11 protein-coding genes are annotated in these 15,588 nt (G+C 30.6%); all 11 read right to left on the reverse strand.

Annotated elements, in window-relative coordinates:
* Positions 1–65: 65 nt before the first annotated feature.
* Positions 66–683, reverse strand: coding sequence for a glutathione S-transferase family protein (locus HKO22_RS00120; protein ID WP_169967614.1), 618 nt, complete (start codon positions 681–683; stop codon positions 66–68).
* Between the two features lie 169 nt (positions 684–852).
* Entirely contained in the window at positions 853–3,285 is a 2,433-nt protein-coding gene (locus HKO22_RS00125; RefSeq protein WP_169967616.1) for an ABC transporter permease, read from the reverse strand.
* Complete coding sequence (locus tag HKO22_RS00130; RefSeq protein ID WP_169967618.1) at positions 3,278–3,958, reverse strand: ABC transporter ATP-binding protein; 681 nt, start codon at positions 3,956–3,958, stop codon at positions 3,278–3,280. The genes HKO22_RS00125 and HKO22_RS00130 overlap by 8 nt, the downstream gene beginning before the upstream one ends.
* Positions 3,959–4,008: 50 nt before the next feature.
* The gene (locus HKO22_RS00135; protein WP_169967620.1) at positions 4,009–4,869 is read right to left on the reverse strand and encodes a sensor histidine kinase; all 861 of its coding nucleotides are present in this window, start codon (positions 4,867–4,869) and stop codon (positions 4,009–4,011) included.
* A gap of 197 nt (positions 4,870–5,066) precedes the next feature.
* Positions 5,067–5,717 (reverse strand): response regulator transcription factor, encoded by a 651-nt coding sequence (locus HKO22_RS00140; RefSeq protein WP_075658862.1) that lies wholly within the window; start codon positions 5,715–5,717, stop codon positions 5,067–5,069.
* A 362-nt stretch (positions 5,718–6,079) separates the two neighbouring features.
* The gene (gene nifJ, locus HKO22_RS00145; RefSeq protein WP_169967622.1) at positions 6,080–9,613 is read right to left on the reverse strand and encodes a pyruvate:ferredoxin (flavodoxin) oxidoreductase; all 3,534 of its coding nucleotides are present in this window, start codon (positions 9,611–9,613) and stop codon (positions 6,080–6,082) included.
* A 221-nt stretch (positions 9,614–9,834) separates the two neighbouring features.
* Positions 9,835–10,746, reverse strand: a complete 912-nt coding sequence (hprK, locus tag HKO22_RS00150) for an HPr(Ser) kinase/phosphatase (protein WP_075658866.1) — start codon at positions 10,744–10,746, stop codon at positions 9,835–9,837.
* Entirely contained in the window at positions 10,736–12,598 is a 1,863-nt protein-coding gene (uvrC, locus tag HKO22_RS00155) for an excinuclease ABC subunit UvrC (protein ID WP_169967624.1), read from the reverse strand. The genes hprK and uvrC overlap by 11 nt, the downstream gene beginning before the upstream one ends.
* Positions 12,599–14,356, reverse strand: a complete 1,758-nt coding sequence (locus tag HKO22_RS00160; protein WP_169967626.1) for an aminopeptidase P family protein — start codon at positions 14,354–14,356, stop codon at positions 12,599–12,601.
* 105 nt (positions 14,357–14,461) lie between these two features.
* Positions 14,462–14,854: a hypothetical protein gene (locus HKO22_RS00165; protein WP_075658872.1), complete on the reverse strand. Its 393-nt coding sequence runs from the start codon at positions 14,852–14,854 to the stop codon at positions 14,462–14,464.
* Positions 14,855–14,897: 43 nt separating this feature from the next.
* On the reverse strand, positions 14,898–15,524 hold the full coding sequence (locus HKO22_RS00170; RefSeq protein ID WP_169967628.1) for a hypothetical protein: 627 nt from the start codon (positions 15,522–15,524) through the stop codon (positions 14,898–14,900).
* Positions 15,525–15,588: the final 64 nt, after the last annotated feature.

Raw genomic sequence — 15,588 nt, forward strand, 5'->3', positions numbered from 1 at the left:
TGAATTTAAGTTTAATTTTTTAAAAGATCATGCTAAAACCTAGTAAAAAGTCTTTTAAAGACCTATTAAATTTCTTTTGTAGAAAGTTCTATAATATTTTGAACTTCCTCGTCATTTTCCATAGTTTCCATAAACTTCTTTAAATTTGGATATTCAGTCCAAGACTTTGGTGTCTTTGAAAGCCAACGGCTTAAAATATAAGCATAGGCATCAAGAACTGTTCTTTTATTCTTGTAAATATGAGTTTTTCCCTCAAGCATATTGTCCAAAATTATTGCAACGCTATCAATTTTTTTATATGCAGCTTCAACAACCTTCTCTAAATCTTTCTCATCTCTACTTGTTGTGTAATTTTTAGGGCCAAACATTGGCCAAAAAGCTGGATGATAGTCTGCAGACAAAAATGCTGAAATCTGATTAAATAAAAATTCATCTTCAAGACCTTCGTCTGGTCCTAAATCTTTTTCTTTGTACTTATCTGCAATATATGATAATATTGCACCTGCTTGGGTTTTTATATTTCCATCTCCCGTATCAAGAGCAGGGACCGCTCCAGAGGGATTGATCTTCTTGTATTCATAAGATCCCAACTTAACTCTTTCTGTCTCAAAATCTGCTCCTAACCAATGAAGAGCAATCCAAATGGATACAGCACATGTACCCGGTGCATAATAAAGCTTCATAAAATCCTCCTTTAAAATAAATCTAAATATAACTTCAAAAGTTTTTTAAATTCATTCTATAATTTTATACCCAAATATTAAAACAATAAACTCGTCAACATTAATATAACATCATAAGTTTAGATTCACAGGTTCATCTTTTTCTAATAGCTACCAATACTTTTCAAAATTAAATTGTTCTAATTAAATCAATGGTTGGTCTTTCTAGTATTCTCTTTAAGGAGAAATGATAGATAATTAGATTAATACCATAGACGACTAATGAAAATCCTAAGAAACTTTTATAGTCATAATATTTTATTAAAGTACTCATCCTTAAACTAGGGGCTACTAATGATATTATAAGCATTACAGCTAAACTCACCATAATAGAAATTATAAAGGATTTTACCTGTTCTCCAATAAATTCTTTTTGATAGATGTTCTTTAACTCATCTACGTCCATACCACAAGAGTAAAGACTTCCGATTTCTTTTTTTCTGCTCATTAGACTTAAATTAATTGAAGAGTAGCCGTTGGTAATATTTAGTACAAAAATTATAAATCCAATACTTACCACTATTTTAATTAGAGCTTGTAAGCTTTTAAACTCTTTTTCTTCTAGCTCATCACCAGCAATAATATTAAATCTATCTTCAGGTGAAATTTGTTCCCTGATCATGGCTTCTACATATTCTTTTACATCTTTGGTATCCGAATCTTTTACCTTCATATTTAATGTATAAGCATAGTTTGTATATTTTTCATCTCCGGACTCTTCCATAAGTTTAAAATAAGTGTCAAAATCTGTATAAACTTTTACATCGAATGGTCTTGTTTTCGACTTAAATTTCCCCAAATCTGTTATAGTCTTTGAAATTTTAATCGTCTTCTTATAATCATTTAAGTTAATATCTAAAGTCTGTGGGTTTTCGAAATAGGGAATCCTCTTTGCCTTGGCTATTGGAATAGAAGAATCTTCTTGAATTGTATTGTAGAGGACAAATTCACCCTTCTTTCCTCCAAGTTCTTTAAAGTCACTTTCTTCCAAGGCGATAATAAATCCATCCATACCCTCTGCCTTATATTTTTCTATATTCTTTTTCGCTTCCTCATCTAAACCAGCTGCCTTTGCTTCTTTTGAAAATTCATTTGTGTTTTCCACTTGAACATACTTATCTTTTGAAATATAAGACTTCTCGTTAGGAATTTTATCTACAATTTCTTTTAATATTTTTGGTACTTGATTCTTTTCACTAAAATAATAAACAGAGAAATTATAGCCATCATCGTAAAACAAAAAATCTCTGTAGTAACTTGAGATACCTATGATGATTATAAACACTGAAATAATTATTATTCCTATGGCAGAAATATATCTCTGTGATTTTATTGAAGCTAAGTTGTTGAGTTTTAATTCCTTCCAAAAATCTTTGGCTCTTTTCTTCTTTGATTTTGAAAAATCTATATTCCCTCTTATGCCGTCTATAATATTTATTTTAGAAATCTTTTTCGCAGGGGATTTAATAGCTAATGCTACAATCACAAAGGAAACTACAAGTATTGCCAAACTTAATAAGGGATTAAATTTCATCACTTCAAAGGCACTTACTCCTTCACCTTTTGTTATGTTTTTATACAAACAATACATAAAGAAAAATCCTGCAATGTGTCCTAAGAGTATTGGAATTGCAGTTGTAACAAGTCCTTCCTTTAGAAGTAAGAGATAAATTTGTCCATTGGTAGATCCAATAGATTTATAGATGGAAAGCTCTCTAATCTTCCTTAGCCCCCAAACCCAAAATATGTTTTTTATAAAAAACACAAATATTGCTATGCATCCAATAACTGATAGAACAAGAACTGCCTTGCTCATTATATTTTGTAAGGGTTCATTTTCTACTCCATAATAGTTCATAAGACTTTCAGAAAATTCTAAAGTAACATTTTTGTCCAAAGTCTGGTTGATTTCTGCTTGAATTTTATCTCTATTTTTGTAAGCTTCTTCAAATGAATGAAATTTTACAAAGGTTCTGAAGGTGACCATTTTATCTTGTAGCCCTAGAGCAAAACTTAGTTTACTGTACTTGTTGTAGACATCTCCGTAAACACCAACTAAAGTAAAGCTTTTAGAGCCTTGACTCTCAAATTTTTCCCTGTCAGTATTTGCACTTGTGGGACCTATCTCTTCGCCATTCAGAAACCTTTTGCCCAAATCAAGTTCTAGCTTGTCGCCTATTTTAAGTTTATTTTTCTCTACGAGGCTTTCAGATAAAACAATTTCGTCTTCCTTTGTAGCAAATCTGCCTTCAATTAATCTTGAATACTCCCTCATCTTATTGATTGCTTGGTCTTGGTAGTTGATAACGACTAAATCGTCTGCAAGTTTTCCGTTGTCAGGATTAAGAGACATTTTTCCGACCAAATCTATATCTTCAATGGACTTTAGTTTTTCAATATCTTCATTTGAGAGTTCTTCTTTGATCTCCCCATGATAAAAACTTGAAGCCATGTAATAACCATAGTTAGCCCTCATATTTGTATATCCATAGTAAAAAATTACAGTGAAGAACAGACTTACAATAAATAAGGAAATAAAAATAGGAAAATTCTTCTTATTCATTTCTCTCATCTCCTATAATTTTTCCATCGACTATTGTAATAATACGATTTGTTTGTAAGGCTATTTCTTCGTCATGAGTGATTAGGATAATAGTTTGTTTTAAAGTTTTGTTAAAATATTTAAAAATCTCTATTATTTCTTTAGAGTTTTTTCTGTCTAAATTACCTGTTGGTTCATCCGCTAATATTATAGATGGATTGTAGATAAGACTTCTAGCTATGGCAACTCTTTGTTGTTGTCCTCCAGACAGTTCATTTGGGAAAGAATTGAGTTTCTTTTCTATGCCAAGTTTTGTTACGATGTCTAAAAAATCTTTCTCATTTACCTTTCTTTTATCAAGCTTTAAGGGAAGCTCTATATTATGTCCTACTGTTAAATTTGGTATTAGATTGTAAAACTGATAGATAAGTCCTACTTTTCTTCTCCTGAAATAAGCCAGTTCCTTTGAAGAATACTTTGAAATGTCGTTACCATCAATATAGACCTTGCCATCGTCTGGACTATCTACTCCACCTATGATATGTAGGAGGGTTGATTTACCCGACCCGCTAGGGCCTACAATTGCAACAAATTCCCCTCTTTCAATCTGAAGGTCAATACCATCTAAGGCTACGACCTTATTATTTTCATCTCCATATTCTTTTCTTAAATTTTCAACTTTTAATATTTCCATACTTGCCTCCTATTCAAACTTGGAGCAAGCATATAAAAGTAAAGTGATTTTTAGGTGACATTGTAAAATTTAATTTCAAAACTTGCACCATCTTCAGTATTTCTTACAGAAATTTCTCCATTATTTTTTTCGACAATTGATTTCGCCATGGCAAGACCTATTCCAAAGCCATTTGAATCGGGTGTTTTATAAAAACGTTTAAATATTTTCCTCATATTTTCTTTTTCAACTCCTCCACCATTGTCTGAAATTACTAAACTTGTGTAAAGCGGGTTTTTTGATGAGCTTATAAAAATTTTATTACAAGCCATTCTATTATTAGCATTTTTTAAGATATTTATAAGAGCTTCTGCTAACCAATAAAAATCACCACAAATTATATTTTCCTTTAATATATCTTGGGTTTCTAATATAATATCTTCCCTTAAAGTAAAATTATCCAAAGCATAGTCAACTAATTCTTGCAAGTTAAATTCCTCGCTTTTCATCATATCCTTATTTGCATCTAAACTCGAAAGTTTTAATAAAATATCAGCAAGAGAGTTTAATCTTAGAATTTGTCTTTTTAAAATCTCTATACTTTCCTTTTCTGGATATTCTAATTCTAGATTTTCAATAGAAAATAACATTCCAGTTATGGGGGTTTTTATTTGGTGGGCAATATCTTCTAGGTATTCTATTTGCTTTTCACTATTTTCAGTACTTATCTCTTTGGCTTCTACGATTTCTATAAATAGTTTGTAAATCTTATCCTCCAAAATTGAAAAATCGTCTTGCTTCATGGGAATTTTATAGTTCTGGTCTTTCATCTTATCGATTAAGTATATGATCTCATTTATTCTCTTTTTCTTTTTATTTTCTAAAATATAATAGAGAAATAAAAGACTAATTGCCCAAAATAAATATATCATCTTAATATCTCCTATATCTAATTTCTCTAAATATTGCTACAGATTATAATAAATTTTTTCTTAAATGTTAATCCAATACCTTCTTGTTATAACATTTCTTTTGATAAACTGTTTTTCACTTTATTTTCCAAAATTTCACCATTATTTTCTATTTTAATATATACTGTAAATACAACCAACTATCAAAATTATAAATTTCAATCCATCCTATATCCTATTCCCCTAACTGTTGTTATTACTTCTCTATCTAGCTTTTCCCTTACTCTTTTAATAGTTGATGTTAGAGTATTGTCATTGACAAATCTATCCCTGTCTTCCCAAAACATTTCTAAAAGCTGCCCTCTAGTATAGACTCTATGGGGATTTTTAATAAATAGTAAAAGAATCTCATATTCAAGGGCTGTTAATTCTACTAGTTCTTCTTTAAAATAGACCTCTGATTTAATTAAATCTATTTTTATGTCTTTATATGTGATAAATTCATCTTCAGCTAAAGCAATAGTTCTAAGCACAGCATCAATTCTTGCTCTAAGCATAGCTAAAGAAAAGGGCTTGACTAAATAATCATCCGCCCCTTGATCTAGTGAGGCAATAATAAAATCTTCATCATTTTTTACTGTAGTAACTATTACTCTAATATCCTTTTTCTTTAGTTTTTTTATTAAATGATGACCATCTTTATCTGGAAGATTGATATCCAAAAGAGCTACATCTATGTCAACATTCATATTATAGATTGCTTCATAATATGAAGATGCAATATCCACTTCATAACCCTCATTAATTAAATATTTTTTCATTTGTAAAGCAATTTCTGCATTATCTTCAATAATTAAAATACTTTTCATTGATTACTCCCCTTATTTTATGAATAGAATTTTCTATTTATAAAATATAAATTGTCGATTAATAATTTATTTTACAATCTATAATTTTACTTATAGTATATCATTATAACTCATGTTAAAAAAACAGAAATTCTCATTAGAAAAAGGTTAAAATCAATCCTTTTTAGTAATTTATAAAGATTAAATTGTAAGATATAGTATAATATTATAGAAAAGTTAATTTCAGATAATTCAAAGAAATCTTTTAAAAATATATAATAAAAAATTAAGTTTAAAAAATTTATTTATAATTTGTGTATTTATTGATTTTTACAATAAAAAGAGGCTCAATAACATCGAGCCTCTTAAAATTGACATATAGTTTATTTTTCTTCAGAACGCACTACATAGCTTGCATATCTTTCTTTAGCATTCTCTTCTGCTACTTCATAAAGCTTTTCAGCTCTTTCAGGGAACAATTTCTTAAGTGAAGTGTATCTAACTTCTCCATCTAGGAAGTCTCTGAAAGGTTTTGTAGGTTCTTTAGAATCTAAGATAAATGGATTCTTTCCTTGAGATTTAAGTTCAGGGTTAAATCTGTATAGATGCCAATAACCAGTTTCTACAGCTTTCTTTTCTTCTTCTATTGAGAATCCCATTCCAACTCTAATTCCGTGATTTATACATGGTGCGTAAGCAATTATTAGTGATGGTCCATCATAAGCTTCAGCTTCTTTAATTGCCTTGAAAGCTTGGTTCTTATCTGCACCGAGAGCGATTTGTGCAACATATACATAACCATAAGTTGTAGCCATTAGTCCAAGATCCTTCTTCTTAGTTAACTTTCCAGCTGCGGCAAATTGAGCAATTGCTGCTGTTGGAGTCGCCTTAGATGCTTGTCCACCCGTGTTTGAATATACCTCAGTATCAAGAACCAATACATTGATATTTTCACCTGATGCGAGAACATGGTCTAGTCCACCGTATCCTATGTCATATGCCCAACCATCTCCACCAATGATCCATTGACTCTTTTTAATTAAGAATCTTTCAAGACTTTGTAATGTTTCAATGATATCATCAGCCTTTTCATTTCCAAATTTTTTATCAAGAATCTTTAATACATTTGCACTTGCGGCTTTAGAAGTCTTATAATCATCCTTGCCTTCAATCCATGCATTAAATGCATCATTTGCATCTTTATCTACATTAAGTTCAATAAATTCTTTCATTAGATTTTCAATTCTATTTCTAGTTTGTTCTTGAGATACTGCCATACCATATCCGTATTCAGCATTATCTTCAAATAATGAGTTAGCCCAAGATGGTCCATTTCCACAATCGTCTGTGCAATATGGCATTGATGGTGCAGAACCGCCCCAGATTGATGAACATCCTGTTGCATTTGCAATACTCATTCTATCTCCAAATAATTGAGTAACAAGTTTTACATATGGAGTTTCTCCACAACCTGCACAAGCTCCAGAGAATTCAAGATATGGAGTTTGGAATTGAGAATTTTTAAAGTTATTTGGTTCAATATTCTCTTCTTTAGATTTAATATGTTCAGAAGCATATTCCCAATTAGCTGCTTGTACATCTATTTCATTTTCAAAAGGTGACATTACAAGTGCTTTTTCTTTAGCAGGACAAACTTGAGCACAATTTCCACAACCAGTACAATCTAGAGGTGAAATTTGCATTCTATATTCGTAATTTTCAAGTCCCTTTCCTATTGCTTTTTTAGTTTCAAAGCCTTCAGGTGCATTTGCCATTTCTTCTTTATCAGCTAAAAATGGTCTTATAACTGCATGAGGACATACTAGTGAACATTGATTACATTGAATACAGTTTTCAATCTTCCAGTGAGGAACATTTACAGCAATTCCTCTCTTTTCATAACGACTCGTTCCAGATGGAAATGTTCCATCAGGCATATCAACAAAAGTAGAAACTGGAAGGTCGTTACCTTCTTGTCTATTCATTGGAATGAGAATATTGTTTATAAAGTCAGGTGCTCCATCAATTTTAAAGTCCTTAGTAGTATCTGCATCTTTCCAAGAATCTTTTACCTTGATTTTCTTTAATGCATCTATTCCACGATCTACTGCGGCATAATTCATATTAACAATATCGTCGCCCTTAGCACCGTAATCTTTTACAATTGCTTCTTTAAGAAGTTTAACGGCTTCGTCAAGTGGAAGTACTTGGGATAGTTTAAAGAATGCGGATTGCATTACCATATTAGTTCTTCCGCCAAGTCCAACTTCTGCAGCAATTTTAGTCGCATTAATTGTATAAAACTCAATTTCATTGTCTGCTATATATTTTTTCATATAACCTGGAAGATGTTCATCAAGTTCTTCTTCATTCCAAATAGTATTTAGTAAAAATTTACCGCCCTTTTTAAGTCCTCTCAACAAGTCATAAGAATATACATAGGATTGTTTTGAACAAGAAATAAAATCAGTCTTAGTTAATAAATAAGTTGAAGTGATTTTATTTTTACCAAATCTCAAGTGAGACATTGTAACTCCACCAGATTTTTTGGAGTCATAGTCAAAATAACCTTGAGCATACATGTCAGTGTTATCTCCAATAATTTTTATTGCTGATTTATTTGCACCAACAGTACCATCAGATCCAAATCCCCAGAATTTACATCTAATAGTTCCCTCTGGTTCAGTTGTAATTTCTTCTTTTATTGGTAGTGATTTGTTTGTCACATCATCAATTATACCAATTGTAAAGTCATTCTTAGGTTTATCTTCTTTAAGGTTGTCAAAAACTGAAAGAATATCTGTTGGATTAGTGTCTTTTGATCCAAGACCATAAATACCACCAACTATAAGTGGCTTTTTGTCTGATTCATAGAAGGCATCTCTAATATCCAAGTATAGAGGTTGTCCAGCTGCTCCTTTTTCTTTAGTTCTATCAAGAACTGCAATTCTTTCAACGGTTTCAGGAATTGCTTTCATTAAGTGTTCAATTGAAAAAGGTCTATATAGGTGAACTTTAACAAGTCCTGTCTTTTCTCCTCTTGCATTTAGATAATCTACAACTTCTTCAATTGTTTCTGTAACTGAACCCATTGCTACGATAATGTTAGTCGCATCTTTAGCTCCATAATAGTTAAATAAGTTGTATTCTCTTCCTGTTAATTTAGAAATTTCTTTCATATAATCTTCAGTAATGCCAACTATTTTTGTGTAGTATTCATTTGAAGCTTCAATTTCTTGGAAATAAATATCAGGATTTTGAGCAGTACCCCTTATTTGAGGTCCCTTTGGGTTTAAAGCTCTTTCTTTAAATTCTTTAATTGCTTCTTTATCAACAAGTTTTTCTAAATCTTCATAATTAAGTACTTCAATTTTTTGAACTTCGTGAGATGTTCTAAATCCATCAAAGAAGTGAACAAAAGGAACTCTACCTTTAATTGCAGACAAGTGAGCAACGCCAGCTAAATCCATTGCTTCTTGAACTGATCCAGATGCAAGAAGTGCAAATCCTGATGCTCTAGCTGCCATAACGTCTTGATGATCGCCAAAGATTGATAGTGCATGAGAGGCTAGTGCTCTTGCTGCTACGTGGAAAACTCCTGGAAGTAATTCTCCTGCAATCTTATACATATTAGGTAGCATAAGTAATAAACCTTGAGATGCTGTGTAAGTAGAAGTGAGTGATCCAGCTTGTAGGGCACCATGAACAGCCCCTGCCGCTCCTCCTTCTGATTGTAACTCCTTAACCAATACTTCTTGTCCGAAAATATTTTTTCTTCCTTGAGAAGCCCAAGCATCAATGTGCTCTGCCATTGGAGATGATGGAGTTATTGGGTAAATACAAGCAACGTCCGAAAACGCATAGGCTACATGAGCAGCTGCTTCATTACCATCCATTGTTTTAAATGTTTTAGCCATATTATCCTCCCGTGATTAATAATATAAATATAAACTAACTATACTCTTTATATTATAGAACTTAATTTAATAAATTTCAATAATATTGTTAATAAATGGGCGTAAATAATTGAAAATAGCGGACTACGAAAGATGTTTCATATTGTGGAATTATATATTTTTTTAATTTATTTATTTATTATTAATAAAAATAAATAAAAGAGCTAATATCTCTCTTAAATCTAATCTAATTTTTTTAACATTCTCTCATTAAGAGCTAATGCTGGATTGTACCCTAATTCCTTTTGTTTATAGTTTTTTGTAGCAACTTCTATAATAAGTGCAGTATGTCTTCCGGGTTTTACTGGTATATCAAACTTAACTACATCAATTCCTAAAATATTTTGGTAATTATTGTCAAGTCCAAGCCTTTCATATTCCTTTGACTCATCCCAATCCTCCAAATTTACTACAACTTCTATTGCCTTTTCTTCCATTACAAAACCAATCCCAAACATTTTTTGAATATCTATAATGCCAACTCCTCTTATTTCCATAAAATATTTTGTAATGTCTGGAGATTTTCCTATTAATTTTTTGTCTATATTTTTTATAATTACTGAGTCGTCAGAAATTAGCCTTGCACCATTTGAAATTAAATCAAGAGCAGTTTCACTTTTTCCTATTCCACTTCTCCCCGTAATAAGTACACCTATACCTGAGATGTCGAGCAAAACTCCATGCATTCTCATAGTAGGTGCCAAGGCTTCATCAACTAGAGAAATAATTTTGCTAAAAATTTTTGAAGTAGTATCTGGACTTCTAACTATAGTTACATTATGTTTTTTAGCCAAAATTTTTGCTTGTGGGAAAATAAAGTTATTTCTTGAAAATACGACTACTGGAATATTGTACTTAAATAATCTTTCAAGTGTGGAATACTTTTCTTCGTCATTTAAGGAATTTATATAATGCCACTCTTGAGTTCCAATAAGCTGAATCCTATCTTTGACAAATTTTGCATAATAACCACATAATTGTAATCCTGGTCTGTTTATGTCGCTATTTCTAATTTCAATCTCTTTATAATCAGTAGACTCATGAATAATTTCTAATTCTAATTCATCTACTATATATTTTAATTTAACTCCCATTTTTTGTTCTCCTAAAATGTTCATAAAGTGAATTGGCACTTTTTTCATTCATTGATTCAACTTCTAAAAGTTCTTCCACGCTTGCATTTTTTATCTTGTCAATGGATTTAAAATGTTTTAGCAAATTTTCTTTTCGCTTAGGCCCAATCATTTTTATATCGTCAAGCTCTGACTTAAACATTGCTTTTGACCTTAAGTTTCTATGATAATTTATAGCAAATCTATGAGCTTCTTCTTGGATTTTGTAAATCATTTTATAAGCCCTAGAATTTAAATCAACATTATATTCTTTGTTATTGTAAATAATTCCACGGGTTCTATGAAAATCATCCTTTACAAGTCCGCAAATTTCCAAATTTAAATTCAACTTATCTAAAATTTCCTTTGCAGCATTTACTTGACCTTTGCCTCCGTCCATCATTATTAAATCTGGAAAATTTGAAAAAGATGTATTTTTATCATTTTTCTTTTCTTCAACACCTCTTGTAAATCTTCTCTCTATTACTTCTTTTAAGCTTGAATAATCGTCAGGTCCAATTACACTTTTAATTCTAAACTTTCTATAATCACTTTTTTTAGAATCTCCATCTTCAAATACAACCATTGAGCCTACAGATTCAACACCAGAAATATTCGAAATATCATAGGCTTCAATACGCCTTGGAATATCACTTAGTCCAATTAGGTTTCTTATTTCTTCAAGTGCTAATTTATTCGATTCTGCACGTTTTTTATATTTGTCCCCATACTTTTCAATCATATCAAGAGCATTTCTCTTAACCATTTTAATTAATTCTTTTTTATCTCCCTTTATAGGAGTGGTTATTGTAACTTTGTTGCCCCTTTTTTCTGAAAGCCAATCTTCTAAAACTTTTATATCACTAGGTTTCTCTTCAATAATAATTTCCTTTGGAATGTAACTTGCTCCAATATAAAATTGTTTTAAAAAGGAAGAAAAAATTTCATCATAGCTGTCATTGTAATAATCTCTTATCATATAATGCTCTCTACCAATAATTTTCCCCTTCCTAAAAAAGAAAATTTGAATTAACACTTCATCTATTCCCTTTGCAAGGGCAATAATATCTTTATCGTCACGAGTTTTCGGATCACTTATAAGTTGCCTTTCCTTTAAATATTCTAAATTTTTAATTCTATCGCGAATGTCCGCAGCATTTTCGTAATCCAAGTTTTTTGAATAATCCATCATCTTTTCGTGAAGCTTGTCTAATAATTTATTATCTGAACTAGATAAAAAACTCAAAACTTCATCAACCATTATATTGTAATCCTCATCCTTCACATTGCCTATACAAGGACCAAGGCATTTTCCAATATAATAGTTAAGACAAGGTCTGTAATTTTTTTCTTCAACATTTTCAAGATTTAAGTTGCAGGTTCTAAGAGGATAAATCCTTTCAAAGGTTTCTATAGATCCATTTACAGCAAAAACATCTGGATAAGGCCCAAAATATTTCGCTCCATCCCTTAATATTCTTCGAGTTTTTATAACTCTGGGAAATCTCTCATTGACCATTACCTTAATATATGGATATTGTTTATCATCACGTAAAAGAATATTGTATTTTGGGAGATTATCCTTAATTAAATTTGATTCAAGTACAAGGGATTCCACTTCATTTTCTACAATGATATACTCAAAATCGTAAATTTTTGAGACCATGCTGGCAACTTTTTTAGAGCTTTTCCCATAGGAACCAAAGTATTGCCTAACTCTTTTTCTAAGAGATTTAGCTTTTCCAACATAAATTATCTCATCTAATTCATTTTTCATTATATAAACTCCTGGTTTATCAGGAAGTTTGTCAAGCCTTTCTCTTAAATCTATCAATTATCTAATTACCTCTTTCGTTGATTCTCTTAAATAATCTAAAATCTCTCCCTCAAAAAAGGGACTTAATTTTGTAAAAACTTCTCTATGATAAGAGTTCAAAACTTCTAATTGTCTATCTGTAAGTAAGTTTGCGTCAATTGCTTTTAACTCAAAGGGACAAAAAGAAATTGTCTTAAATTTATTAAATATTGAATCTTCTGTTTTACAGTCGAAGACAACTCTCATAATATTTTCAATTCTTATGCCGTATTTGTTTTCTTTATAAACTCCAGGCTCATTTGACACAATCATATTTTCTTTCATCCTTACTGCGGGATCTCTTGGCGAAATCCTATGCGGCCCCTCGTGAACTGAAAGCACAAAACCAATTCCGTGACCTGTTCCGCACTTATAATCTAATCTTTCTTGCCACAATGCATATCTTGCAATTCCATCTAAAGCTAAATCATATGTTCCCTTTAAGAAAACTGCATCCATTAAGTTTATGTGACTTTTTAAAGTTAAAGTATAATCACGAACTTCTTCATCTGTAAGTTCTCCCATGGCAATAGTTCTCGTTATGTCTGTTGTCCCCGAATAATATTGTCCGCCTGAATCCACAAGATAAAAACCCTTAGGTTCAATTATAGATTCTTTGTCCCTAGTTGCATGATAGTGCATCATTGCAGCATTTGCTCCATAGGCAGAAATTGTCTCAAAAGAATTTGAAATATATAGTGGATCTTCAGCACGAAGGTTGTCAAGCATCACTCCTGCTTCATATTCACCAATTTTATTTTTTGCATTTTTTTTCAACCAATAAATATACTTAAATAATGCAACCCCATCTCTAACATAAGTATCTTCAAGGTTTTCTATTTCAATTTCATTTTTTATTGCCTTTAAGTTTTCAGAAATATTATTGCCGAAAATTATTTCATTTTTTTCGCAAATGCCTTTATAAATTTTTTCGTTAATTGAATTTGGGTCGAGGTAAATTTTTTTGTCTTTATAAGATTTTATATAATCATAAAATTCTGAGTAATCTCTTAATTCAACTACATCAGAAATTTCTTTTTCAATACTTTTTGTCTTTTCTCTGTCAGCAAATAAAATTACCTTATCATTTTCTATAATCATAAAGGAAATTAAAACTGGCGTGTCCTTTATGTCCATTCCACGAATATTTAGAGTCCAAGCGATGTCGACAAGTGAAGAAACAATTGTCATGTCAACTTTTTTATTCTCTAAAATCTTTCTAATTTTAGAAATTTTTTCATCAGAAGTTTTTCCTGCATATTTAACATCAAGTAAAAAAGCATCGTCCTTTGGAAGAGGATACCTATATTTCCAAAGGTCAGAAATCAAATCTATGTCAATGATTTTTACATTTTTGTATTTTAATTTTTCTGACAAAGAAAAAAAGTTTTTGTGAGAAAAGTATTCAGCATTTAAGCCAAGAGTCATGCCTTCTTTTATATTCTCACTTATCCAATCAGTGTAGTTTAAAACTCCAACTTGCCCTTCTTTTTGAAGCTCAAATCCAAAATCTTTTATTTCTTTTGCGGCTTGGATAAAATATCTGCCATCAGTCCAAAGATATGCCTCATCTCCTGTTATGACAGCAGTACCTTGTGAACCAGTAAAACCCGTTACAAACTCCCTTTCCTTGTAATAATCTGGAAGATATTCAGAACCATGAGGGTCTTTAGTTGGAATAATATAAAAATCTATATTTTTTTCTTTCATTATATTTCTAATTTCATTTAAAATCACAAAATCACATCCTAAGTCATATATTATCACAATGATAAAATTGAGCAAAGAAAAAAGTCCGGCGAAATTAATTTCAACCGAACTTCCTTGTCTTTCTATACTTTCTTATTTAAAATCCTTTGGCTCGCCGTAAAAGGTAATTGCATTTGACTCCTTCTCAAATTTAATTACCTTATCCTCTGAAATGGCAAAATAAAAGGTCTTTCCATTTAAAAAAATATATTTGTTAAAGTTGTTGTCTTCTAGTTTGTATATCCTCTTGTCTTCATCCTCTTTAAAATTGCCTTTCTTTATAAGACTCCCATTGCAAAAGATATAATAGACCTTTTTCTCAGTATCAAAGGACATTGAATAAAAATCTTTATTAAAACACACATAAGTTCCTTTCAAGAGGGGAACCATTGGATTTTGTAGTTTTTGCTGTAAAATAATTGTAGAACACAAGAGAATAATATTAAGAACAATTGAAATTTTAAAAAGTAAATTTTTTTTATCCAAAACGCACCTCCCTTAAAGTATTAAATATGTTTATATGGTTTTATTATACAGGCATTACATAAAAGTGTTCGTTAAATAAAGTATGTGGGAAAAAAGTTGTATAAACTTTCCACTCATCATTTGAATTTCTTAATCTATAATATACTACATGCCCCTCAACTTCAAATGTTTTATCAGCATAAGCTAAAAAATATTGATAAGAATTCGGAACTCTTATACTATATCCAGAAACGTTTGTACCCGTATATGAACCCATCTCAACATTAATCATTACAGTAGGAACTTTAGGTAATCCCACTGAAACAGATAGTTTTATTGGTGTTCCTTTATCAGTATTGATATTTATATATCCATCAATTCTTGTGCCCCCTCTTGGCTGTCCATTCAATAAAACATTATTAGCATATACCCTTTCTCTAGACGAATATTCTGTTTTATATTCATAAGAATAATTGTCAAAAGTTGTAATAGAATTTAATAATCTTACTTTTTCTTCAGTTTCTTTTCTCGCATCGTTAAAAAATTTTTCTATACTTTCTCTTGGTTGTTCATAATATATACCATTTTCTTCATTGTTTATTTCATTATTTTCATTCTCTTGTGCTGATACAAAAGTTACCAAATTAAATAATATACAACCTACAATTAATATACTAAATGATTTTTTCATAATGATCCTCCTAATTTTATTAATATTTGCTATGTTTTATTTGTAATTCTTGTTTATTATGAAA

Origin of the sequence: Peptoniphilus faecalis, assembly GCF_012976305.1 — a bacterium.
In the GTDB taxonomy this organism is placed as follows: Bacteria; Bacillota; Clostridia; order Tissierellales; family Peptoniphilaceae; genus Peptoniphilus_A; species Peptoniphilus_A faecalis.

What these genes read in the sequence shown, in the direction of transcription:
- HKO22_RS00140 (WP_075658862.1), bottom strand. Translation starts at nt 5,717, where the DNA reads ATGAAAAGTATTTTAATTATTGAAGATAATGCAGAAATTGCTTTACAA.
- nifJ (WP_169967622.1), bottom strand. Translation starts at nt 9,613, where the DNA reads ATGGCTAAAACATTTAAAACAATGGATGGTAATGAAGCAGCTGCTCAT.
- HKO22_RS00135 (WP_169967620.1), bottom strand. Translation starts at nt 4,869, where the DNA reads ATGATATATTTATTTTGGGCAATTAGTCTTTTATTTCTCTATTATATT.
- HKO22_RS00120 (WP_169967614.1), bottom strand. Translation starts at nt 683, where the DNA reads ATGAAGCTTTATTATGCACCGGGTACATGTGCTGTATCCATTTGGATT.
- HKO22_RS00170 (WP_169967628.1), bottom strand. Translation starts at nt 15,524, where the DNA reads ATGAAAAAATCATTTAGTATATTAATTGTAGGTTGTATATTATTTAAT.
- HKO22_RS00125 (WP_169967616.1), bottom strand. Translation starts at nt 3,285, where the DNA reads ATGAATAAGAAGAATTTTCCTATTTTTATTTCCTTATTTATTGTAAGT.
- hprK (WP_075658866.1), bottom strand. Translation starts at nt 10,746, where the DNA reads ATGGGAGTTAAATTAAAATATATAGTAGATGAATTAGAATTAGAAATT.
- HKO22_RS00130 (WP_169967618.1), bottom strand. Translation starts at nt 3,958, where the DNA reads ATGGAAATATTAAAAGTTGAAAATTTAAGAAAAGAATATGGAGATGAA.